Source organism: Delftia sp. S65, from assembly GCF_016516495.1.
Classification (GTDB): domain Bacteria; phylum Pseudomonadota; class Gammaproteobacteria; order Burkholderiales; family Burkholderiaceae_C; genus Comamonas; species Comamonas acidovorans.
This window is the reverse complement of sequence record NZ_JACVUR010000003.1, coordinates 237,341-259,106: the sequence shown is the minus strand read 5'-3', so window position 1 is coordinate 259,106 and position 21,766 is coordinate 237,341. Positions and strand designations below refer to the sequence as shown.

At 60.2% G+C, this 21,766-nt stretch carries 19 protein-coding genes and 2 pseudogenes; 3 read left to right on the top strand and 18 right to left on the bottom strand.

Annotated elements, in window-relative coordinates; genetic code table 11:
* Positions 1 to 662 precede the first annotated feature (662 nt).
* The 16 genes and pseudogenes from IAE24_RS04750 to IAE24_RS04675 form a co-directional block, all read right to left on the bottom strand.
* Positions 663 to 1,001: pseudogene (locus IAE24_RS04750) on the bottom strand (RHS repeat-associated core domain-containing protein); the annotation flags it as partial.
* A 491-nt stretch (positions 1,002 to 1,492) separates the two neighbouring features.
* Complete coding sequence (locus IAE24_RS30205) at positions 1,493 to 1,813, bottom strand: hypothetical protein (RefSeq protein WP_199959576.1); 321 nt, start codon at positions 1,811 to 1,813, stop codon at positions 1,493 to 1,495.
* Positions 1,803 to 3,608, bottom strand: coding sequence for an RHS repeat-associated core domain-containing protein (locus IAE24_RS30655; protein WP_325100506.1), 1,806 nt, complete (start codon positions 3,606 to 3,608; stop codon positions 1,803 to 1,805). Before IAE24_RS30655 ends, IAE24_RS30205 begins: the two co-directional genes overlap by 11 nt.
* A gap of 335 nt (positions 3,609 to 3,943) precedes the next feature.
* The gene (locus IAE24_RS30705) at positions 3,944 to 4,357 is read right to left on the bottom strand and encodes a pentapeptide repeat-containing protein (RefSeq protein ID WP_199959578.1); all 414 of its coding nucleotides are present in this window, start codon (positions 4,355 to 4,357) and stop codon (positions 3,944 to 3,946) included.
* A 450-nt stretch (positions 4,358 to 4,807) separates the two neighbouring features.
* Positions 4,808 to 5,549 (bottom strand): annotated as a pseudogene (locus tag IAE24_RS04730) (RHS repeat-associated core domain-containing protein); the annotation flags it as partial.
* A gap of 71 nt (positions 5,550 to 5,620) precedes the next feature.
* Positions 5,621 to 6,364, bottom strand: a complete 744-nt coding sequence (locus IAE24_RS04725; RefSeq protein ID WP_199959580.1) for a hypothetical protein — start codon at positions 6,362 to 6,364, stop codon at positions 5,621 to 5,623.
* A 160-nt stretch (positions 6,365 to 6,524) separates the two neighbouring features.
* Positions 6,525 to 6,773: a hypothetical protein gene (locus IAE24_RS04720; RefSeq protein WP_199959582.1), complete on the bottom strand. Its 249-nt coding sequence runs from the start codon at positions 6,771 to 6,773 to the stop codon at positions 6,525 to 6,527.
* Positions 6,774 to 6,776: 3 nt separating this feature from the next.
* Positions 6,777 to 7,595, bottom strand: a complete 819-nt coding sequence (locus tag IAE24_RS04715; protein ID WP_199959584.1) for a hypothetical protein — start codon at positions 7,593 to 7,595, stop codon at positions 6,777 to 6,779.
* A 9-nt stretch (positions 7,596 to 7,604) separates the two neighbouring features.
* Positions 7,605 to 7,949 carry a PAAR-like domain-containing protein gene (locus IAE24_RS04710; RefSeq protein WP_096916715.1) on the bottom strand — a complete coding sequence of 115 codons (345 nt, stop codon included), beginning with the start codon at positions 7,947 to 7,949 and terminating at the stop codon, positions 7,605 to 7,607.
* Positions 7,950 to 7,959: 10 nt separating this feature from the next.
* Complete coding sequence (locus tag IAE24_RS04705) at positions 7,960 to 9,048, bottom strand: DUF2169 family type VI secretion system accessory protein (RefSeq protein WP_199959585.1); 1,089 nt, start codon at positions 9,046 to 9,048, stop codon at positions 7,960 to 7,962.
* Between the two features lie 8 nt (positions 9,049 to 9,056).
* Positions 9,057 to 11,387, bottom strand: a complete 2,331-nt coding sequence (locus IAE24_RS04700; RefSeq protein ID WP_200016354.1) for a type VI secretion system Vgr family protein — start codon at positions 11,385 to 11,387, stop codon at positions 9,057 to 9,059.
* Between the two features lie 235 nt (positions 11,388 to 11,622).
* Positions 11,623 to 12,336, bottom strand: coding sequence for an ABC transporter ATP-binding protein (locus tag IAE24_RS04695; protein ID WP_063325688.1), 714 nt, complete (start codon positions 12,334 to 12,336; stop codon positions 11,623 to 11,625).
* Positions 12,336 to 13,130, bottom strand: coding sequence for an ABC transporter ATP-binding protein (locus tag IAE24_RS04690; protein WP_047219698.1), 795 nt, complete (start codon positions 13,128 to 13,130; stop codon positions 12,336 to 12,338). Before IAE24_RS04690 ends, IAE24_RS04695 begins: the two co-directional genes overlap by 1 nt.
* Positions 13,127 to 14,077: a branched-chain amino acid ABC transporter permease gene (locus IAE24_RS04685; protein WP_199959596.1), complete on the bottom strand. Its 951-nt coding sequence runs from the start codon at positions 14,075 to 14,077 to the stop codon at positions 13,127 to 13,129. The genes IAE24_RS04690 and IAE24_RS04685 overlap by 4 nt, the downstream gene beginning before the upstream one ends.
* A gap of 2 nt (positions 14,078 to 14,079) precedes the next feature.
* The gene (locus IAE24_RS04680) at positions 14,080 to 15,000 is read right to left on the bottom strand and encodes a branched-chain amino acid ABC transporter permease (RefSeq protein WP_013801787.1); all 921 of its coding nucleotides are present in this window, start codon (positions 14,998 to 15,000) and stop codon (positions 14,080 to 14,082) included.
* A gap of 110 nt (positions 15,001 to 15,110) precedes the next feature.
* Positions 15,111 to 16,286: an ABC transporter substrate-binding protein gene (locus tag IAE24_RS04675; RefSeq protein ID WP_199137355.1), complete on the bottom strand. Its 1,176-nt coding sequence runs from the start codon at positions 16,284 to 16,286 to the stop codon at positions 15,111 to 15,113.
* A 197-nt stretch (positions 16,287 to 16,483) separates the two neighbouring features.
* Between IAE24_RS04675 and IAE24_RS04670 the strand changes: the two genes are divergently transcribed.
* Entirely contained in the window at positions 16,484 to 17,389 is a 906-nt protein-coding gene (locus tag IAE24_RS04670; RefSeq protein WP_199959604.1) for an alpha/beta hydrolase, read from the top strand.
* Complete coding sequence (locus IAE24_RS04665; RefSeq protein WP_012206289.1) at positions 17,386 to 17,874, top strand: MarR family winged helix-turn-helix transcriptional regulator; 489 nt, start codon at positions 17,386 to 17,388, stop codon at positions 17,872 to 17,874. Before IAE24_RS04670 ends, IAE24_RS04665 begins: the two co-directional genes overlap by 4 nt.
* Before the next feature lie 22 nt (positions 17,875 to 17,896).
* On the opposite strand, the gene IAE24_RS04660 is transcribed toward IAE24_RS04665, so the two are convergent.
* On the bottom strand, positions 17,897 to 19,522 hold the full coding sequence (locus IAE24_RS04660; protein WP_199959606.1) for a GGDEF domain-containing protein: 1,626 nt from the start codon (positions 19,520 to 19,522) through the stop codon (positions 17,897 to 17,899).
* A 476-nt stretch (positions 19,523 to 19,998) separates the two neighbouring features.
* Here IAE24_RS04660 and IAE24_RS04655 point away from each other — a divergent pair, with 476 nt between their 5' ends.
* On the top strand, positions 19,999 to 20,214 hold the full coding sequence (locus IAE24_RS04655; protein WP_199959608.1) for a hypothetical protein: 216 nt from the start codon (positions 19,999 to 20,001) through the stop codon (positions 20,212 to 20,214).
* 77 nt (positions 20,215 to 20,291) lie between these two features.
* On the opposite strand, the gene dbpA is transcribed toward IAE24_RS04655, so the two are convergent.
* Entirely contained in the window at positions 20,292 to 21,692 is a 1,401-nt protein-coding gene (gene dbpA, locus IAE24_RS04650) for an ATP-dependent RNA helicase DbpA (protein ID WP_034395575.1), read from the bottom strand.
* Positions 21,693 to 21,766 lie beyond the last annotated feature (74 nt).

Genomic DNA, 21,766 nt, shown 5'->3' with positions numbered 1-21,766 from the left:
ATTTTTTAGACTGCAAATCAATAACTCTCGTTCCTCTGGAAACTTGCTGTTGGAACATTCGATTTTTAATTTATTTTTCTCAGAAAAAATTTGCAACAATTCGATTAATTCACGGCTTGTATGTTCTTCTATTCTTAATTTTCTCACATCAACAGCAGATTTTGTTGTGTAAGTGCATGAGGCTAGGGAAAGTAGCCCTAAAAGTATTAGAAACCTCATTATTTGCATACTTATGCCTTTATTTTCGAATCTAGCTGTTCGAAGCCCCTATTGTAGAGCTTCATATTGCACTTTCTGAGACCCAACAGCGTACTATTCCTGGGTAGATTAGGTGCGAATTTTCCGTAACGTTAACGACCATTGTACGATCTGAATTAACTACATGGCTCACGGGGCCCACAGGAATTGCGAAACCGCGCTGGCCGTTTTGTATAGGCTCCCCTTTTGCACCTGGGGCAGGATAACGCATTAGTCCTTCGGATACGTTTTTTAAGAGTGCAGCCACTTGTACTCTTCTTGCAAGAATTCCTCGTGTTGTAACTGTGAAAGTCGTTGTTGCCTTCATCAAAAAGCATTACTCCGTTACTGTCTTCGCCTAGCAATCCGTGGTAGCTCTTTCTATTATTGCTTAAATAGCCCCGTTGCGCCATTGTTCCTGGCTCAAGACCAAGCGGGTCGGCCAAATTAACAGGCGAATTTCTAACATATCCGTAGTGGTTAGTCCCACTCATCAAACCAATCGGATCTTGATTGATATAACTCCCCACCACCGAATCGTAATACCGATGCCGGTTGTAATACAGCCCCGTTTCCCTGTCATGGTGCTGCCCCGGCAGCCGGATCGCCTGGTGCATGCCTTGCGGGTTGTATTCCTGCAGCACATTGCCCCAGGGATCCAGCTTGGCAGCCCAGGCCACCTGGCCGGTCTGGTCCGTCAGGGCCATGGGTGTGCCCAGGTGGTCGCAGTGGTAGTGATAGATGGCGATGCGCTGTTGCTGTTCTCTTTTTTCTCTGCAGTTGCACTACATATATTGCATGAATGTGCGTGGCACATTGGGACTGCTAGCCCCAGCAGGGCCAAGGTGTCTGCAGCTACGATGCTGAGTGTAGTGCAGGCATATTTTGCTACTACTTGAATAAAAATATCGTTGCACGCTTATTGATATTTTGAATTCTTCGCGGGTTTTTAAGAATTATTAAATAATGAAAAATATAAACAAAATACACCAGAAAAAAAATATGGAATTAGATAGAATAAAAAGAAAATAAAATAACCTCTAGTATTTTTTCTTCTTAGTTCCCTTGAGCCTGCGCTAAATATATACAATCCACAAAAAATGTAAAATAAGAAACTAAATAGTAAACTTACATTATTCTCGAATAAATTAATAACCAGCATTAAATTCATCAGAATAGATACAAGTCCAGCGCATATATCTGAATATTTTTCAAAATGCACTAAAGATGATTTATGATCTATTTTCATTGATTTCTATCTCTTGCAAATGGACGCCCCGGAGTTCATCATGCTTTGCGCAGCAGTCGCTCCTTGCAATACATCCAGAGCAGTGTTTTGCCGGGGAGTGAACATACTGCTGACAGGCTGTTTCCATGGTGGGTCCACATCCATGCCCCATTTTATTGGTAGTTTTATTTTATTATTAACTGGAATCTTTCCAACAGCCAAATCCAAGCTTAAATCCATCACATCTGCAACCCCTCTGCCTGCATCATTGCATCCAGCAGCACAAACGAGTGCACGAGGCAATGAAGATTGATCGCTCGGTATATCGTAGCTTGGGTCATCGCTCAAGGCTCTTGTAAATCCATACCAGCTTGCACAAAAAACCATATACAGATTTTGAAAGCACGGCAGATCCAGCCACTTTTGTTACCAGGGTTGGCTCTGGTGCCGCCAGCAAGGCGCCGCCAACGATTGCACCGCCCGCGTTCCCTAAAATTCCTAACCCATTATTCACTGCATCAGCCCACCTCACTAATCCCAGTGGATCAATCCATTGCAATGGATCTGGCGCATACACTGATATGTTCGTTCCTCCATTCAACCCAATCGGATCCTGATTGTCATAACTCCCCACCACCGGATCGTAATGATAGTAATTTATACCCCCTGATACTCCAATCGGATCCTGACTAATAAACCTCCCCACATCCGGATCGTAGTACCTGAAGCGGTTGTAATGCAGCCCCGTCTCAACGTCAAAGTATTGGCCCTGGAATCTCAGGTGCTGCTCAGGTCGGCTGTCCTGGTCCTGCTCCACCCAGTGCTGGGTCAAGGTATTGCCCATGCGTACCGTCTGCAGCACGGCCGGATGGTCGATGCTGGCCGTGGCGCCCCAGGCCTTGTAGCTGGCGGCCCAGACGATGTGGCCTTCCGCGTTGGTCAATTCCCTCGGAGTGCCCAGATGGTCCGTGTGCACATGCAAGGTACGGCTTTGCAGCGCCTTGAGGGGAGCTTCCTGCGGCACCACGCCCTTCAGGCGCGATTGCAGTTTGCGCTGCAGCGGCAGGACCTTGGTGCTCCAGAGCTTGTCGTCATTGCGCGCTTCGTGCAGGGACTGTTGCACAAAGGGGTTGCCCAGGGCTTTGTCGCCCGCCTGCTGGTCCTTGTTCCAGAGGCTTTGCACCTGGGCAAGCGGCACGAAGCTGTCGGGCTCATACAGGTAGAGCCTGTGGCTTGTCGTGTCCCTGCCGTCCTTGTGCTGCAGGGCGTGCTCGGCCAGCAGGCGGTTACCGTCCCACAGGAAATGTGTGACTGCGTGGCGTGCGAGCTTTTTCTGGACTGCAGGGGCGTGGTGTTCCTGCCATTTGGCTATGCGCCGACCAAAGGGATCGTAGGCATAACGCCAGTGCGCCTGGTCACCCTGGCGCTGGTTCTGGTTTTCCGTGTGGACGGCAATGAGCTGGTGCTCCGCATCCCAGGTGTAGTGCTGTATCTGGCGCTTGCCGCTGCGTTTGTCGGTGCAGTTGCCCCAGGTGTCGTACTGGTAGCGGTGCTCCTGCCAGACCTTGAGCCGGTTGCCCGCCACACGATCCCATTGCGCGGGGTCGGCGCTGGCGATGAGCGCGTCGTCCCTCGCCTGGAGCAGGTTGAAGTTGGGGTCTGAGAGGTGCTCCCTGACGTAGCGCGCCCATTGTTCGTCCGGTGTCTCTGTGCCTGGCAGGCGCGGGCTGGCAGGGCTGGTCTGCTGTGGCGGTGGCGGATCGGGGTCGATGAGGTTGTGCGCCGGGTCGAAGGCGAAGCGCTCCGCCGCATGGCCCGCCAGGGCTTGGGTCAGGCGGCCGATGGCGTCGTACTGGTAGAGCGTGCGGCCCGTGCGACTGTCGTCAATGCTTTGCAACTGGCCTGCAGCGTCATAGCTGTAGCGCCTTGCGATGCTTTGGCCGCTGGTGGTGTTGTGGGTGCTGGCAGCAGGCGCCGTGCTTGCCCCGTCTGAGGCGGGCCCGGCCTGGCTGGCCAGCAGGCGCCCCAGGGGGTCCAGGTGGTAGCGGCTGCGCAGGGTGCCTTGGCTGCGCTCGATTTCCCGGTGCAGGGCGTCGCGTTCAAAGTCGCAGATGACTTCACCGTCGATATGGATCTGATGCACGTGGCCCGATCCATAGGTCAGCGTGTGGATGGTCCGGCCATCGGGCAGGCAGGTGGAGATGCGGTTGTCCAGCAGGTCGTAGCGGTGCGTGAGTGCACTGTGCTGGCCCAGGCGGGTGTGTGGAAAATATGGTCAGCCTGCGCGCGTATGCCCCTCACGGCCTGCATTCCATTACACATCTCATAACATGCTGTAAATTGCCAAATTCTTCAAAAATCGATTTTTAACAAACCCTATTTCGCATATTAAATTCTCTGCAGAAACTGAAAATTCCTGAATCTTAACATTTTCTCAAGAATCAAATTATTGGCATTTCTTATAGTTAATGGCAAGCGTTACTCAAATATCTTCATATCATTAATAATTGGATCACCAAGACTATCCTCACTACACTTGACATACAATAGCTTGCACCCAGAGAAATCCGCCATGAAAATATCATTTCCATGAAAAAAACAATCCTTCATAAAGGACTCCCCAAAAACAACATGCCTCATATTCGAGTTTTTGAAAACACAGTTAATAAACGTTGATTTAAAAAATACTGCGGTTATCAAAGAACAGGCAGTAAATTCACAGTTGATAAAAATAGACTCCGAAAAATAAGTTCCTCGGAAATCACATTCTATAAAGCTAGCAGAACAAATCAATCTAGCAGATAAGTCAGCTTTATGAAGAACCGCATATTCTAATTTCACCTCTTTATCTACGGATATTTTTCGAAAAAACAATTCAATATCTTCACTCATCTATTCCCCCAATCTACTGTATCCGGATAAATATCTTTGAATGAATATTTTGGCGTTGACAATGGCGCAGTTCCTGGCTCCACTGGTGGATTAACATCGCATAGCATATGCAGCAACCATCCTATGGTTTCCATCAACAATTGTTACTCCGTCCATTTTCACAGGGGGAGGCGTGCTTCCACGCCTCTATCATTTTTTTATACGCAGCTACAGCCGGAACAGAGACTGCCTTCTGAGTTGTTAATAGTGGCGATTTCGATACTGTATTTTTAATATTATCAGGCGTTGCATCTTTGCACTTCTTTTTATCTTCGGATTTCTGCAAGCATTTTGTCAGATCGTAGACTGCAGCGCCTGTCAGCAAAATGACCGCCAATATATCTCCTACAGGTAGTGGCCCGTCGGCTGCAGCAAGCCCTCCGGCAGCAGGCAAAGATCCGGCCAAGGCACTTAACCCCATTGGATCAATAAATGCCGCTGGATTATCATGATATTTTCTTACATTTACCCCACCCATCAACCCAGCCGGATCTTGATTGATGTAGGCCCCCACCACCGGATCGTAATACCGATGCCGGTTGTAATACAGCCCCGTTTCCCGGTCATAGTGCTGCCCCGGCAGCCGGATCGTCTGGTGGATGCCCTGCGGGTTGTATTCCTGCAGCACATTGCCCCAGGGGTCCAGCTTTGCGGCCCAGGCCACCTGGCCGGTCTGGTCCGTCAGCGCCATGGGCGTGCCCAGATGGTCGCAGTGGTAGTGGTGGATGGCGATGCGGGCGTGCTGTTCTTTTTCCTGTTCCTGCAGCTTTGCCTGCATGCCGTTGAGTAGGCGTGTAGTGCTGTCTGCCTGTTCGCCCAGCATGGCCTGGGCACTGGGCGGCAGGCCGTGCTCCAGGGTGTGGCGTAGGTGGCGGGCGGCGTCTTGCTGTATGTCGCGCGGCATGGCGCTGAGCATGCTTCGCATGAGGGCCAGTCCCTCGGTGTGGCTGGGGTCGTCTGGTCGGGCAGGCCTGCGGCGATGGCCTGCACCACTGGTGGGGCTCGCTTTGCGGGTCGCCGCTGGCAGGCGCACCAGGGTTGTGAAGCTGCTCGGCTCGTAGATGGTGTGTTCTATGTGGCGCGTGTCGCTCCCGTGCTGCAGGCTTTCGGTGTGGATGAGGCGGTCGCCGTCCCAGCCGCAATAGTGGCGACGTGCCGGTGCAACAGGGGATCGAGGTGGTAACGGCTGTGCAGTGGGTCCTGACTGCGCTGTTATCAGTGTTACTAGTCTCTCAGCCAAGTCCAAACCACAGTTGCCTCATCAAACGGGGCAAGACCCAAGATACCCATTTCATCACCAGCACGTTTAAATATGAACCTGTGCGGTGCTTCTGCCAGCATTTGAGCCTGGGGATGGCCAGCCGGTAGCCGCCCTTCCCAGATACCTGATTCGGGTGTTCTTGCTCCAGAGCGGCAAGTCAATGATCTGCGTGTAGGCGTTTCAACAGGCACTGCACTGGCTTGCTCAGGTTGCGGAATAGGCGCCGCCTCCCGCCAGTCTCCAGAATGCACCAGGCTGAAAGTACTCAGCCTGTTTTGTTGATCGAAGGTGGCCACTACACCCCATGTCTGCCCTCCCTTTCCTTCGATGGGGAAGCACAGCATGGGGTGCATATGCATCACTTCGTCGGGAGAAGGACTCAACAACTGCATCAAGCTCTCTGGTTCAATGTCTCTAGGCTTGGTGTTTTGAAACCAAGGGCCCTGCCAGGAATATGCATCCAAAGTAAAACTCTGCAGCCCCCATTTCAAACTCTCTTCAGCAGCCGTTGGATTCAGACATTGCACGGCAAGTGTCAATCCATTTTCTGCAGAACTGAAATGATAAATACTTTCGCTCAGATGTTGAAAAATAACATCTGAAGGAACATTTTCCAAATCAGGCAGGAGGAGCAGCCATTCCAGGCGACTCTGGGTACCAAGCTGCTCCGCGAGAGCTTTTGGTAAGTCAGAGATTCTTCCATTCATAAGATTGCCGTTTTAATTGGATTATGAACCAGAGAAAATAGAAAGTAATAATATTTATCAAATGCTATTTAACCAACAACCCAAACCATGTCATAGTCAATGGCAATTGGATTTTTAATCGAAAATAAACATATTCAACTTAATGGCTATTTTCAGAAAATTAAACCTCAATTATTCTAGACACAAATAAACCCCATCCATTAGCCAATATTTCTTCATAGCTAGGGTCTTCTGAATTCCCATCTAGATCAATAAACATGCGATTTTTTTCAGCAACTTCTTCAATTGAATTCCACGCAGCAAAGCATTCACTACAATACAAATAAAGTTTTCCCGTATCTGTATTTTTCGAGATAATTAATTTATCTTGCCTGCAATTTGGACATTCAATGGTTTCGAATATTTTCATAATTCACTCCGGATATGCCGTTATTAATTCATTTGTTCCTGGTCGAACCGATATTCTAATACTGTTTAACGGCGCCCCTTTTCCTAAGGAACCACCTTCGTGACCAACAACTCTTCCCATTGGAACGGACAATTGCCCATTTGCATCAGGCTTTAGCCCAGACTTATCAGCCAACTGCCATGCTTCGTCTGCCAATTTAACACCATCCTCATTAAATACGCCATGCTTTTCTTTTGTTAAATCATTTTTGTTGTGACGTCGAACATGGTCCTCTCTTTTCTCCCCTTTGTATTTTCCCTTTTTTGGAACTACCGCATTCCAATCTAATTGTGTTGTTTGTTTTTTTATAACAACGCCAAATTCATAGCGCGGGCGGGAAACTCCTTTCGTTGACACCGACGGCACATTTGGAACAGGCCTCGTCCTAATCACCCCGCCACGTGCAGCAGGCACGCCAGCAACGCCCGCCAAATCCAACCCCACCTGCCCCATGCTCTCCACAACAGGCTCGGGCGCACCAGCCATCCTGGCCAGCGCAGCAGGTGCACCAAACACAGGCCCTAAAAACAGGATGCCCAAATTGTTGGCCGCTGCGCGTCGCCGCTCATCCTCCGCAGGGTCCCACGCCCTCATCTCGGGCTGCCTGGGTTTGGCCCAGTCAGGCTCATGCCCAGGCGCCCAGCAGGTGTACAGCCTGGCTTGGGTCACATTGGGCAAAAGGCTGACCGCCAGGGACTCTCTGGCCCAGGGCATGGGCTTGCCCGAGTTAGGGTTGAGTCCATAGGGATTCAGTACATCACTTTTACCGGTTTCATCAGCCATGCCAAGCCCTCACCGCTTGCAGTTCATGAACACCCGGTCCAGATGCCGCGAGACGGGACGCCCTTCTGCAAACACCGTGGGGCTGCCTTCCTTCACCCAGACATGTCCCGCGCCTTCGGAAACACTGGAGCTCACACCGCTGCCAGCATCACCCTCCACGCCTTGGACGATGCTGTCCAGCATCAGTACCGGCACCCCTCTGGCAAAGACTGTCTTGGCATAGAGGGCAAGTTCGTGGTCGAGCGTGCGGCTGATGTCAAAGGGAATGACGTCATCTCCTACCTCGCACCAGTCGGGCTCGCTGTTGATGGCAACCCATTGGGACTCGCGATTGGCTATGTGTTTGTCAGCCATGGATGCCCTTTCATTTGCGCGGGGCCGTTTTGGCCGTGACGGTGTCCTGAACGGCCAGGTCAATCCGCACCTGCTGCGTCTGCATGGCCTGGTTCATGGTCAGGCGCCATGTCATGTAAAGGCGCCTCGCATCCAAATCCAACTCGACGGTGTCCAGATTCATGGGCTGGGGCGCGAAGGTGCCTTGCGAACCTTGTCCGCTGGCGGCGATGCGCCAACCGGGCAGGTCGCAGTGCAGCGGCTTGTCTGCGGTCAGGCCCAGCACCTGGATGGATTCATGGCCTGTCCAATAGGGCTCGAAGATCCAGTCGGGATGCGCAGCCTGCAGGAAGCGGGGGTTGAAGTCGGCGGGGTAGTCCGCAGTCTGGTTGCGCCGCAGGTCCTCTTTCCACTGCGCGTCGTAGGTTCCCGCATGACGTTTGCGGCTGTCCCAGGTACGGGCGATAGGTCCCAATGCGGGTATGGCAATGGATTTGTCTACAGCGGACAGGGGATTGGCAGCGAGCTCTATCCGGGCGGCGGGATAGTGCACCTCCTTGTCCATGCGGTGCACTGGAAGGTGGCCTCGGCCTACGGGGTTGAGGTCATGCCTGATCCAGCCATCTCCCTGCTGGTAGCTGCCGCCGTAGGCCAACTCATAGCGCAGCTCCACGTGTTCGCAAGGCTTGGGAGCACTAAGATGCCAGCCCTTGAGCAGGCTCCACTGCCAATGCCGCTCGCCATGCAGAAACATGGTTTGCTTGCGGGTTGCGCCATGGCTCTTGATGGTGACTTCTGCTGCCCAGCTACTGGCCCCAGCTGATGCGGGTCGTGCCGCTCCGCTGATCAGGAAGTCGGTGGCGATCTTGTGCAGCAGCACGTCGCCCGTTTTTTGCAAGGATGTGTATGCATCGCGGCTGAACTCACGGGGCTGGTCCGCCATGTGGATGGGCGGTACCTCACCTTGGGGAGCCGGCGCCAGGCACAGGCCTCGCTTGTCTTGCACGAGTTGGCAGGCTGCCTTGACGATGAGCACGTCATACATGCGCTTGCCCGGGCCCATTTTTTCGAAGGCGAACCATTCGAAGGGCGTGTAGTTATCCACCTGCTGCAGTTGCATGACGGCACTCAGTTCAGGTCAATCCGCTCGGAGCTGACCTGCACGTGCTCGCTTCCGTCGAGCGTGATCAGCTTGCCGTTGAGGTTGACCGTGCCATCGCTTTTCATTTCCAGCACGCTCTTACCGACCTTGAGCGTGATGCTGTCGGGCTGCATTGCGATGCTGGACTCGCTGCCTTGCGCCGCGCTGCCGGAATCAGAGGAGCCCACGATGTTCATTGCCATGCCTGGCGCTGCACCACCACCGCCACCGCCGCTGCCGCCTCCCCCAACGGTGAGCGTGTACTGGCTGCCGACCTTGGTGTCCTTGCTCTGGCCGATGGTGGCGCTCTGGCTCATGCCCACTGTGGTCACCATCATCATGCCCACATTGAGGTTGTAGGCCATGCCGATGTTGGTCATGCGAGCCACGCCGATGTTTTCCATCTTGCCTATGCCCACGTTGTACATATTCATCAGGCCGATGGTTTCGGTCTTTATTTTTCCGACACTGATCTTCCATTGGCTGCCAATGGAGTCGGTCTCAGTCACCCCAACGGTCTTGCTGCGGTTCTTGCCGATGGAGATGTTCTCGTCGATGCCAACGTCTTCGTTGCGGTTGTCGCCGATGCTGATCTTCTCGTTGTGGTCCACGCGTTCCGTGCGGTTGTTGTGCACGGTGATGTCCTCATTGCGGTCCACGGTCTCGGTGCGGTCGCGGTGGATCACGCTGGTCTCGTCCCGGTCCACCGTCTTGCGCCGGTCGTTGCCCACCCATTTGTCTTCGTCGTTCTCGACTTCGGTGAGCTGGTCCTTCTGTGCATGCAGCCAAAGCTGCTCTTGCCCGGCCTTGTCCTCGAAGCGGATGGCGTTGGCGTCGCCCGGGCCGTTCTTCATGCCCGCGCCTGCGGCGCCGCCCTTGCTCGATCTTGTCTTGATGCCCGATTGCGTGGCGTTGGCCGGCAGCGCCCAGGGCGGCATGTTGGCCGCGTTGTAGACGCAGCCCGTGACCAGGGGGTAGTCCGGGTCGCCGTTGAGGAAGTCCACCACCACCTCGTGCCCTATGCGCGGAATGGAGATGGCCCCGAACCCCGGGCCTGCCCAGTTCGTGGCCACGCGGATCCAGCAGCTGGAGTTCTCGTTCATGCCGCCCAGCCGGTCCCAGTGGAACTGCACCTTGATGCGGCCGTATTCGTCGGTCCAGATTTCTTCTCCGGCCGGGCCCACGACGACGGCGGTCTGCGGGCCCGTGGTGCGCGGCTTGGGCGTGGTGCGCGCGGGCGTGTAGGCAAGACTCGTGGGCTGGGCCTGCAACTCGTAGCGCTGGAAGGAGCCGTCTTCCGCGGCGCTGCCCTTGGCACCAGGGGCCACGGCACTGACGCGGGGATTCTCCTTCAAGTGGTAGCTCAGGCCCGTGATCAGGTACGGCTGGTTCTGGTCGCCGCGCGGGTAGTTGTAGAGGCTGAAGGTATAGCCCGTGGCCAGCGCCCGGTGGCAGGACTGGCCCCGCACCCGGCTTTGGCCCGTGAGGCTTTCCTTCAGGCGCACGCGGATGTAGTCCTCGCCGTCGCTCAGCTGGGTGTAGCCGCCCGGCCATTCGTAGATTTCGTGGCCGTCATGGGCGTGGCCCGGTGGGTCGCGCCGCAGGTGGGTGAGGTCGGCCCGGGGTTTCTTGAAGTCGTAGTCGTCGCTGTAATGGCGGCCCGATTTGATTTCCTGCTCCAGATGCCAGGCGTGGATGTTTTCCTGATCGCCTGCGGCGGCTTTTTCCGGGGGGTAAAAGGGAATGGAGGCACCCCCGGGCAATACGCTGTGCGAGGCAATGATGTCGTCGCACACCACCAGGGTGTGCTGGCCCGAGGCATGCTCGAAGAAGTAGTAAATGCCTTCGTGCTCCATCAATCGCGAGACAAAGTCGCAATCGCTTTCGTTGTATTGAACGCAGTAGTCCCAGCTGCGATAGGCGCGCGTGAGTTTCTTTTGCAGGGGATGGCCATAGGCGCCCAATACCTGCTCGATGATGTCGGGCACGGTCTGGTTCTGGAAGATGCGAAAGTCGCTCTTGCGCGTGGCCAGCCACAGCCAGGGGCTCAGGCGGGCCTTGTAGGCGTAGTGGCGGTGGTCCTGGCCCTGCATGCCAAAGCGGGTGACGATGCCGTCAATGAAGCGCCTGCCGCCGCCCTGGGTTTCTATTTCTATGGTGGCGTTTTTGCCCAATAGGGCCTTGGGATCGATGCTCTCGCTTTCGCTGAGCATTTCCACATCGAGGCTGAAGAGCTGGCTGATGTTTTCCTGGCCGCGCAATTCACGGAAATGCAGCTGCTCGCCCAATGGCGTGTGTATGGTGACTCGGCGTGTCATAGTGCGCGCCGCCCTGGGGGCGGCCTCCCTGCTCTTGGTGAGCGGGGATCATAGACAAGCCGATGGCCATAGGGCAATCAAATGCAGGGCCGGATACATCCTGTAAATGTAAGCAATTGCCCATCTTGGATACATTCCTGCATTTGAATGGCATGCCACCCATTGATCTTCAATGCCATTCAACCCTCCATCGCGCCTTGAATTTCGCCTTGAACCGCGAATGCATTGCGCGTGCTCACACTCCCAAATACCGTTCCCACAGCGCTCTGTCCCCATCCAGCGCGGCCGAGTCTCCGCTCCACACGACCTTGCCGCGCTCCAGGATGAGGTGGCGGTCGGCCAGGCCCAGCAGGCGCTCCACGTATTTGTCGATGACCAGGATGGTCTGGCCGGCGGCGCGCAGCTGGGCCAGGCAGGACCAGATCTCTTCGCGGATGCGGGGGGCCAGGCCCTCGGTGGCTTCGTCCAGGATGAGCAGGCGCGGGTTGGTGACCAGGGCACGGCCTATGGCCAGCATTTGCTGCTCGCCGCCCGACAGCTGGTTGCCCATGTTGGAGGCGCGCTCGCCCAGGCGGGGGAACAGCGCGAACACGCGCTCGGGCGTCCAGGGCTCTGCCGCGCCGGGGCTGCCCGAATTGCGCTGGGCCACAAAGGCCGTCAGGTGCTCGCGTACCGTGAGATTGGGAAAGCACTGGCGGCCTTCGGGCACGATGGCCACGCCGGCGCGGGCGATGCGGTCGGTGGCCCAGCCGGCAATGTCCTGCCCGGCAAACACCATGCGGCCGGCGCGCAGCGGAAGTTGACCCAGCAGCGTGCGCAGGAGCGTGGTCTTGCCCATGCCGTTGCGGCCCAGCAGGGTGACGACCTGGCCTGCCTCGATGCGGAGGTCCACGCCGAACAGCACCTGGCTGGGTCCGTAGCCGCTTTGCACGGCCTGCATTTCGAGCATCACGCGCCCTCCTTCACTTCTTCGTCTCCCAGGTAGGCCTGGCGCACATCGGCGTTGCCACGTATCTCGTCGGGCGTGCCGGTGGCGATGATGCGGCCGTAGACCAGCACGGAGATGCGGTCGGCCAGGCGGAACACGGCCTGCATGTCGTGCTCCACCAGCAGCATGGCGGCACGGCCGCGCAGGGACTCGATCAGCTCGGTCAGGCGCAGTGTTTCATCAGGCCCCATGCCGGCCATGGGTTCGTCCAGCAGCAGCACGCCGGGGCGCGCGGCCAGGGCCAGCGCAAACTCCAGCTTGCGCTGCTCGCCATGCGGCAGCGTGCCTGCGGGGCGTTGCAGCAGGCTGGCGTCAATGGCGCATTCGCGCGCCAGCTCGCGGGCCTGCTCGTAGAGCGCGGTCTCGGCCGCGCGCGGGCGCCAGAAGCTGAAGCTGCTGCCCGCATGCGCCTGCACGGCCAGCACCAGGTTGTCCAGCACGCTGGACTGCTTGAAGATGTTGGTGATCTGGAAAGACCGCGACAGCCCCGCCGCCACGCGCTGGTGGGCGTTGAGCGCGCTCACGTCGCGCCCCGCCAGCACCAGCTTGCCCGCATCGGCCGCCAGCGTGCCGGACAGCAGATGAATGAGCGTGGACTTGCCCGCGCCATTGGGGCCGATCAGCGCATGGATCTCGCCAGGCGCCAGCGACAACGAGACATGGTCGGTGGCCAGCAGCGCGCCAAAGCGGCGCACCAGGCCCTTGGCTTCCAGGGCCGGAGTGGGAATGGAGATAGGTGTGGCCGCGCCGCTCATGCCTGCCTCCCGCGTGCGGGCCACAGGCCCATCAGGCCGCGCGGCGCACCGAACACCACGCACAGCAGCAGCAGGCCCAGCGGCAGGTGCCAGTACTCGGTCCACATGCGAAGCACTTCCTCCAGCGTCAGCATGACGACGGCGCCGGCCACGCCGCCCCAGCGCAGGCCCACGCCCCCCACCAGCACCATGATCAGCAGGTTGGCCGACTGGGTCCAGTGCATGAGGCTGGGGGAGATGAACAGGTTGTGGTTGGCCAGCAGCGCGCCCGCCAGCCCGGCCACGGAGCCGCTGAGAACGAAGGCTGCCAGCTTGATGCGGTAGACCGGGTAGCCCAGCGACTCCATGCGCGACTCGTTCTCGCGCACGCCCTGCAGCGCCTTGCCGAAGCGCGAATCCACCAGCCGCCCGAACACGGCCATCAGCACCGTGAACAGCGCCAGCACCACGTAGTAGAAGGACACATCGTGGCCCAGGTCCAGCCCGGGCAGCACGGAATGGCCGGGCAGGTTGAGCCCGTCCTCGCCGCCGTACTGGCGCAGCGAGATGAAGATGTAGAACAGCATTTGCGCAAAGGCCAGCGTGATCATGATGAAGTACACGCCGCGCGTGCGCAGCGACACGGCGCCCGTGGCGGTGGCCAGCAGCCCGGCCAGCAGCGCGGCGGCCGGCCAGGCCACCAGAGCCGAGGTCACGCCGTTCATCGCCAGGATGCCCACCGCATAGGCCCCCGCACCGAAGAAGGCCGCGTGCCCCAGGGCCACCATGCCGCCATAGCCCAGGATGAGGTTCAGGCTGGTGGCGGCCAGCGCGTAGATCAGCACGCGGCGCACGAAGGAGATGTAGAAGTCCAGCCCCAGCGCCGGAGCCACCAGCGGGAACACCGCCAGCGCCAGCAGCGCGAGCGCGGTCCAGAAGAACCGGGCCTGTAATGTGCTGTGTTCCATGCTCAGCCTCGCGCGGGGAAAAGGCCGGAAGGCCGGTACACCAGCACCACCGCCATCAGCACATAGATGGAAATCGCCGCCAGCGTGGGCCCCACGCTGGACGCCACGGCCGGGGAGAACACCTGGCGCAGCAGCATGGGCAGAAAGGCCCGCCCCGCCGTATCCACCATGCCCACCAGCAAGGCGCCCACCAGGGCCCCACGTATGGAGCCTATGCCGCCGATGACGATGCACACCAGCACCAGGATGAGGATCTCTTCCCCCATGCCGACCTGCACCGAAGTGATGGGCCCCAGCAGCGCGCCCGCCACCGCCGCCAGCATGGCGCCCAGCGTGAACACGCCCAGGAACAGCAGCGGCACGCGCACGCCCATCAGCGTGGCCATCTGGCGGTTGGAGGCCCCTGCCCGCACCAGCACGCCGGCGCGCGTGCGCGTCACGAACCAGTACAGGCCCAACGCGGCGGCCAGGCCGAAGACGATGATCATCAGCCGGTAGGCCGGGTACATCAGATCGGGCAGCAACTGCACCGGGCCGGACAGCGCGGCCGGCATGTTGAGCATCACCGGCGCCGGGCCCCAGACCATCTTGACCAGGTCATTGGCAATGAGGATGACGGCATAGCTGCCCAGCACCTGGGCCAGATGGTCGCGCACGGCAAGGCGGCGTATCAGCACCAGCTCCAGCACCACACCCGCCACGCCCGTGGCCACGGCTGCCACCAGCACGGCCGCGGTGAACGAGCCCGTGCGCTGCATGGTCTCGGCCGCCACATAGGCGCCCGCCATGTACAGCGAGCCATGGGCCAGGTTCATGATGTCCATGATGCCGAACACCAGGGTCAGCCCGGCCGCGATCAGAAACAGCATCAGCCCGAACTGCAGGCCATTCAGCAATTGCTCCAAGAGCAGCGTCCACGTCATCCACACGCCCCCTGCCGCAGGCGCAGTGGCCCGCGCGCGGTCAACAAATCATCCGGCTTTGAAAATCAAGATCAAGGCACGCCGCGCCCGACGGGGGCGCGGCGGCGGGGTCACATCTTGCAGTCGTTGACGTAGACGTCCTGGTACTTGTCGAACACCTTGCCCACCAGCTTGTTGGTGATGCGGCCGCTGCCGTCCTTCTCGATCACGCGCTGGTAATAGGCCTGGATGGGATAGTGGTTCTTGCCGTACGTGAAGGGGCCGCGCACCGAGGCGTAGTCGGCCTTCTCCAGCGCCTTGACAATGGCCTGGCGGTCCGAGGCCTTGCCGCCGGATTGCTTGACCGCCGCATCCATGGCCATGATCACGTCATAGGCCTGGGCCGCGTAGACCGAGGGGTTGCGGCCCTTGTACTCCTTGCGGAAGGCCTCGACGAAGGCCTTGTTCTGCGGCACGTCCAGGTCATGCGCCCACTGCGCGGTATTGACCATGCCCAGCATGGGCTCGCCCACGGCCTGGATCACGTCCTCGTCGGCCGAGAAGCCCGGGCCGATCAGCTTGACGCTTTGCGACAGCCCCGTGGACACGAACTGCTTGACGAAGTTGATGCCCATGCCGCCCGGCAGGAAGATGTAGACCGCATCGGGCTTGGCCGCGCGGATCTGGGCCAGCTCGGCCGCGTAGTCGATCTGGCCCAGCTTGGTGTAGACCTCCTCGCCGGGCGCGGTCTTGTAGCCGCGCTTGAAGCCGACCAGCGCATCCTTGCCCGCCGGATAGTCGGGCGCCATGATGAACATCTTCTTGAAGCCACGGTCGGCGGCCAGCTTGCCGGCTGCCTCGTGGAAGGCATCGTTCTGGTAGGACGTGCCGAACCAGAACGCATTGCACTGCGCGCCCGCGAACTGGCTGGGGCCGGGGTTGTTGGACAGGTAGGGCACCTTGGCACCGAACAGCGCCGGGCCCACGGCCAGGGCCACGTTGGAGCCAATGGGGCCGGTGAAGAAATCCACCTTGTCGCGCTGTATGTAGCGCGTGACCAGCTGGCGCGCCTGGTCGGGGTTGCCGCCCATGTCGGTCTGCAGGAACTCGGCCGGCTGGCCGCCCAGCTTGCCGCCCAGCTGCTTGATGGCGAGGTTGAAGCCGTCACGCGCCTCGGCGCCCAGCGCGGCAAACGGCCCGGAAATATCGTTGGCGATACCGACCTTGATGGTGTCCGCCTGCGCGAGCGCGGGAACAAAGGCAGGGGCCAGGGCCGCTGCGGCCAGGAAGGGGGTGAGGAAACGCATGCTGCTGTGCTCCTTGCGCGGGCCGCGCGGATGGCAATCGGTGGTGAGGCAGTCTTCCGTCACGCTGGACGGGAAACTCTGTAAGGGCTGGAACGGTTGGCGCGGGCCTTAGTTTAGGTTTAAAGTATTTTGCAGAACAAGTCTGGGACTTGTACCAATACCTGCCATACAAACCATTTCGCGCCATCTCCGTTCCAATGCCCGCACTCTACCGTCACTACGACCGCGCCGGACTCGATGTCCAGTACAACGCCCGCGCGACGGTACCCGACATCACCCCCATCATCAAGGCCTATGCCGACGACAGCCGGGCCGCGCGCCAGAGCCTGCCCTGCGCGCTGAACGTGGCCTATGGCGAGCATGCCGACGAGCTGCTGGACATTTTCCCGGCAGCAACCGGGGCGGCAGGCGCCCCTGTTCTCTTCTTCATCCACGGCGGCTACTGGCGGCTGCTGTCCAAGGACGACTCCAGCAGCATGGCTCCCACCTTCACGCGCGCCGGCGCCGTGGTGGTGGCCCTGAACTACTCGCTGGCGCCCGCCGCCACGCTGGATCGCATCGTGGACCAGACACGCCGCGCCCTGGCCTGGGTGCATGCCCACATCGCCCGCTACGGCGGCGACCCGGGCCGCATCCATGTCTGCGGCAGCTCGGCCGGCGGCCACCTGGCGGGCATGCTGCTGGCCGACGGCTGGCATGCGGACTACGGCGTGCCCGAGGACGTGGTGCGCGGCGCCGCACCGCTGTCGGGCCTGTTCGACCTGCGCCCGCTGGTGCACACCCACATCAACGAATGGATGCGCCTGAGCGAGCAGGACGCCATTCGCACCAGCCCCGCCCTCCTGCCGCACGGCGCGGCCTGCCCGCTCATCGTCAGCTACGGCGAGAGCGAGACCGATGAATTCAAGCGCCAGAGCGACGACTACCTGGCCGCCTGGAACCAGCGCCGTGGCCCCGGTCCATCGTCAGGCCAGTACGTGGCCATGCCCGGCACCAACCATTTCGACATCGTGCTCACCCTGAACGACCCGGCCAGCCCGCTGACGCGCGCCATCCTCGCGCAGATGGGCTTGAGCGCCCCCACACCGCAGAACCAGCCATGACCCACGCTCCCGACCTGGAGTCGCGCGCCGCGCCCGACGACCACCATGCGCTGCGCCTGTGGCTGCGCATGCTCACCTGCTGCAACCTCATCGAAGGCGAGATCCGCAACCGCCTGCGCAGCGAATTCGACACCACCCTGCCCCGCTTCGACCTCATGGCCCAGCTGCAGCGCGCGCCCGAGGGCATGAAGATGGGCGAGCTGTCGCGCCACATGATGGTGACCAACGGCAACATCACCGGCATCACCGACCAGTTGGAGAAAGAGGGCCTGGTGGTGCGCACCAAGGTGGAGTCCGACCGGCGCAGTTCCGTGCTGCACCTCACCCCGCTGGGCCGCAAGACCTTTGCGCGCATGGCCAAGGCGCATGAATCCTGGGTCATGGGCATGTTCGGCGACATGCCGCAGGCCAGCCGCAACGACCTGTACCAGGCGCTGGGCGACCTCAAGCAGCAGGTGGTGGCCCACCGCTCGCCCACGGACTGAGCGCGCGCAGACCCAACCCAGTTCAGCCCTGCACGCAGTTGCGACCTGCGGCCTTGGCGCGGTACAGCGCACGGTCGGCCGCTTCCACCAGCGCCACGGCGGCACCTTGGGTGGAGCCTGGTGTCGCGCCTTGGGTCGCGCTTTGTGTAGCGCCTTGGGTCACGCCAGCCTCATCGCCCTGCGTCGTGGCCACGCCAATGCTGGCCGTCACATGGCCAAAGCGGCTGATGCGGTGCTCCAGAGCCAGGCCCTCGATGCGCGCGCGCAGCCGCTCGGCCACCTGCTGCGCGCCGGCCTTGTCGGTATTGGGCAGCACCACGGCCAGCTCCTCCCCGCCATAGCGCGCTGCCATGTCGCCGGGCCGCTGCACCGCCTGGGCCAGCGCGCTGCACACGGCCTGCAGGCAGGCATCGCCCGCCACATGGCCGTAGGCATCGTTGTAGCCCTTGAAGTAGTCCAGGTCGATCAGCAGCAGCGACAGCGGCGTGCCCTCGCGCGCAGCGCGACGGGCCTCGCGCTCCAGCACCTCGTCAAAGCGGCGGCGGTTGGCCAGGCCCGTCAACTGGTCCTGGGCGGCCAGCACTTCCAGCCGGCGATTGGCGTCCAGCAATTCCTCGCGCGCGCTGACCAGGGAGCATTCGGCGCGCGAACGCAGCCGCATCGCGGCCGTCAGGCGCCAGCCGATCAACGCAATCGCCAGAAACAGCCCCAGCACCACGGCCAGCGTCAGCAGCGCCTGGCGCCGCCAGGAGCTCAACGCCTCATCGCGGCCCAGGGCCACCGTGGTCACCAGCGGATAGCGCTCGCTGCGCAGGAAGGCATAGATTCTTTCCGTGCCATCCAGGGCCGAGCGGAACGACGCCGTGCCCGACATCGCCCCCACGTAGTGGCGCAGGAAATTGGGCGACTGCGAGAAGTCCCGCCCCAGGTCCTGCTCGCGGAACGGGTGGCGCACCAGCAACTGCCCGCCCGGCGTGCTCAGCGCAATGGCCCCCTTCTCGCCGATATCGATCTTGCCGAACAGCCGCAGGAAATTCTCCACACCCAGCGCCACCACCACCGCGCCTGCAAACTGGCCCTCGGCGTCCGTATAGCGCCGGCTGATGGTGATCACCCATTCGCCCGTGGAGCGGCTGCGGATCGGCGGCCCGATGTAGATGCCTGACGATGCGTCGTCACGGTGGTGCGTGAAGTAGTCCCGGCCGGAGCTTTCCGATCCTTCGGGGAACGCCCCCTTGGACGACATCAGCCAATGGCCCTGCGCATCCACGATCAGCAGCTCGTTGAGCTGGTTCAGCAGATGCTCTTGCCGGTTGACCAGATACAGCACCCGCTCCAGGAGCACGGGGCTGGTGCCATCCACCTCCAGCCGCTCGGCAATGCCCAGCAGCAGCATGGAGCTTTGGGTGATCACGCCCTCGGCATAGGTGTTCAGTGTCTGGGCCAGGTTGCGGTTGCTGGTATCGACCTCGGCCAGCGTGCGCTGGCGCGCCGCCACCAATTGCCAGACCGTGGCCGCAGAAACCGACACGAACACCACCGCCAGCAACCAGGCCACCAGGCGGGCATCACGCTTCACGGGCCGGCCTCTGCCCCCGCACCAGGCCTTTGTCCACCAATCCCTCTCCATCACATGCACCTGCGCCATCTCGGCAGTCCTGCTGCCGTCCGATCTTGGGTTTTCTGCGTCCGGCTCAGCACCTGGGCAGCGTCTTTGCGCGGGCATTTCCGGCCTTGACCCAAGTCAAGCCGGAAAAACCCGCGAACCCGGTATTGTCCCCGGCTTCGGAAAAATCGGCCGGACGGGCTGGGATTGGGGGGTGCTGCCGGCTGGGTAGGCAACGTATTTGCGATAACATTTCGCCGTCCCTCAGCGGACACGGGCTTGGCGGCCCGGACACAGGCGCAGCAGCCGCCCCCTCTTGATGGTGTGCGGCTTTCAGTTTTCCCAGTGCTGCGCTGGACATGGCTTCATTTCAATGCAGCCATGCGAAACATCCATACACAGGAGCCGCCATTGACCGACACCACCCTCCCCCGCACAGCGCATGCTGGCGCGCCAGTTCTCATTCCTGTCTCAAGACACCAGCAGGCCGTGCTGACTCATCGCTGAAAGGGACAGGCATGTACTACCCGATTGCCGAGGAAGAGCTGCAAGTGGTTCAGGATTGCATGCAGCAGATATCGCTGCTTGTGGACTTGGGCTGCGGGATTTCTGCCGTGCAGACCACGCTCGGGACTGAAGCGTTGCTGAGCTTCCTGATTGCACAGCGGGAGGCGCTGCAGGGGGCTGTTGAGGCGGTGCAGGCCCGGGAGGTAATGAGGGGACCTGCGGGTTAGGCAGGGCCGCTTGAAGGGGCGAAGCGCGTTCAGCCAAGTGCATACATTCGCACGCCGACTGATGCGCCTGAAACCCCTCAATCCTTGAGCAAGCGCGCCTTCACCGTTCGCCCCTTGATCTTCCCGCTATTGAGCCGGGCAACCACGTCATGGGCAATCTTGCGGTCCACGGCCACATAGGTTGCGAACTCGTTGATGTCGATCTTGCCCACTTGCTCGCGGGTGTAGCCCAGGTCTGCGGTGAGCGCGCCCAGCACGTCGCCCGGGCGGATCTTGTCCTTGCGGCTGGCATTGATGTGGATGGTGGCCTTGGATGGCAGGAGCCGGCCGCCGGGAGCCGGCGTCAGTTCGTCCAGCGGGTACCAGACGGATGGGCTGCCCTGCATCTGTTCGATGTTTCCGACCGCGCCCATTTCGTCCATCGTCGCGAGACTCAGGGCCAGCCCTTTCTGGCCGGCGCGGCCTGTGCGGCCGATGCGGTGCACATGCACTTCAGGGTCGGGCGTGATGTCCACGTTGATGACGGCGCCCAGATTGGTCACATCGAGCCCGCGAGCCGCCACATCGGTGGCGACCAGCACGGAGCAACTGCCGTTCACGAAGCGCACCAGCACCTGGTCACGATCACGCTGCTCCAGATCGCCGTGCAACTCCAGCGCGCTGTAGCCCTGGGCCTGCAGCAGCTCGGCAAGGGCCCGGCAGCGCGCCTTGGTATTGCAGAAGGCCAGCGTGCTCTCGGGCCGGAAATGCTCCAGCAGGCGAGCCACCGATGGCAAGCGTTCTTCCTTGTCCACCTCGTACCAGCGCTGCTCGATCTGCTCGCCGCTGTGCTGTGCGGCGACCTTGACCGTGACCGGGTCACGCATGAAGCGCGCGGCCAGCTTGGCGATGCCTTCGGGGTAGGTGGCGGAGAACAGCAAGGTCTGGCGCTGCGGGGGGCACTGCTTGGCGACTTTGGCGATGTCATCGACGAAACCCATGTCGAGCATGCGATCCGCTTCGTCGAGCACCAAGGTATTCAGTGAATCAAGGTTCAGATTGCCCCGGTCCAGGTGATCGATCACACGGCCGGGCGTGCCCACGATCACGTGCGCGCCGTTCTCCAGGCTCGCGTTCTGGCCGCGCAGCGGAACGCCGCCGGACAGGGTCACCACCTTGACGTTGTCTTCCGCACGCGCCAGGCGGCGAATCTCGGTCGTCACCTGATCGGCCAGCTCGCGGGTGGGGCAGAGCACCAGGCCTTGCACCGAGAAATTGCGCGTATCCAGCTTCGCCAGCAGCGCCAGTGCAAAGGCTGCGGTCTTGCCGCTGCCGGTCTTCGCCTGAGCGATCACATCCTTGCCTTCAAGCGCAGGGGGCAGGCTGGCGAGCTGGATCGCCGTCATTTCAAGGTAGCCGAGCCGCTCAAGATTGGCGAGCGTTGCAGGCGAAAGCGCAAGTTTGTCGAAGGAATTGGGGGAAGCCGAGGGAGGAGTCATGGGGGGGCATTTTAAAGTTGGCGATTCCAAGACCGAAGCGCACACGCTGGTCACTGAAAAAGAACAGGAGGCAT

What these genes read in the sequence shown, in the direction of transcription:
- IAE24_RS04685 (WP_199959596.1), bottom strand. Translation starts at nt 14,077, where the DNA reads ATGGAACACAGCACATTACAGGCCCGGTTCTTCTGGACCGCGCTCGCG.
- IAE24_RS04725 (WP_199959580.1), bottom strand. Translation starts at nt 6,364, where the DNA reads ATGAATGGAAGAATCTCTGACTTACCAAAAGCTCTCGCGGAGCAGCTT.
- IAE24_RS04670 (WP_199959604.1), top strand. Translation starts at nt 16,484, where the DNA reads ATGCCCGCACTCTACCGTCACTACGACCGCGCCGGACTCGATGTCCAG.
- IAE24_RS04680 (WP_013801787.1), bottom strand. Translation starts at nt 15,000, where the DNA reads ATGACGTGGACGCTGCTCTTGGAGCAATTGCTGAATGGCCTGCAGTTC.
- IAE24_RS04665 (WP_012206289.1), top strand. Translation starts at nt 17,386, where the DNA reads ATGACCCACGCTCCCGACCTGGAGTCGCGCGCCGCGCCCGACGACCAC.
- IAE24_RS04705 (WP_199959585.1), bottom strand. Translation starts at nt 9,048, where the DNA reads ATGCAACTGCAGCAGGTGGATAACTACACGCCCTTCGAATGGTTCGCC.
- IAE24_RS04715 (WP_199959584.1), bottom strand. Translation starts at nt 7,595, where the DNA reads ATGGCTGATGAAACCGGTAAAAGTGATGTACTGAATCCCTATGGACTC.
- IAE24_RS04675 (WP_199137355.1), bottom strand. Translation starts at nt 16,286, where the DNA reads ATGCGTTTCCTCACCCCCTTCCTGGCCGCAGCGGCCCTGGCCCCTGCC.
- IAE24_RS30705 (WP_199959578.1), bottom strand. Translation starts at nt 4,357, where the DNA reads ATGAGTGAAGATATTGAATTGTTTTTTCGAAAAATATCCGTAGATAAA.
- IAE24_RS04700 (WP_200016354.1), bottom strand. Translation starts at nt 11,387, where the DNA reads ATGACACGCCGAGTCACCATACACACGCCATTGGGCGAGCAGCTGCAT.
- IAE24_RS04660 (WP_199959606.1), bottom strand. Translation starts at nt 19,522, where the DNA reads ATGGCGCAGGTGCATGTGATGGAGAGGGATTGGTGGACAAAGGCCTGG.
- IAE24_RS04690 (WP_047219698.1), bottom strand. Translation starts at nt 13,130, where the DNA reads ATGAGCGGCGCGGCCACACCTATCTCCATTCCCACTCCGGCCCTGGAA.
- dbpA (WP_034395575.1), bottom strand. Translation starts at nt 21,692, where the DNA reads ATGACTCCTCCCTCGGCTTCCCCCAATTCCTTCGACAAACTTGCGCTT.
- IAE24_RS04695 (WP_063325688.1), bottom strand. Translation starts at nt 12,336, where the DNA reads ATGCTCGAAATGCAGGCCGTGCAAAGCGGCTACGGACCCAGCCAGGTG.
- IAE24_RS04720 (WP_199959582.1), bottom strand. Translation starts at nt 6,773, where the DNA reads ATGAAAATATTCGAAACCATTGAATGTCCAAATTGCAGGCAAGATAAA.
- IAE24_RS04710 (WP_096916715.1), bottom strand. Translation starts at nt 7,949, where the DNA reads ATGGCTGACAAACACATAGCCAATCGCGAGTCCCAATGGGTTGCCATC.
- IAE24_RS04655 (WP_199959608.1), top strand. Translation starts at nt 19,999, where the DNA reads ATGTACTACCCGATTGCCGAGGAAGAGCTGCAAGTGGTTCAGGATTGC.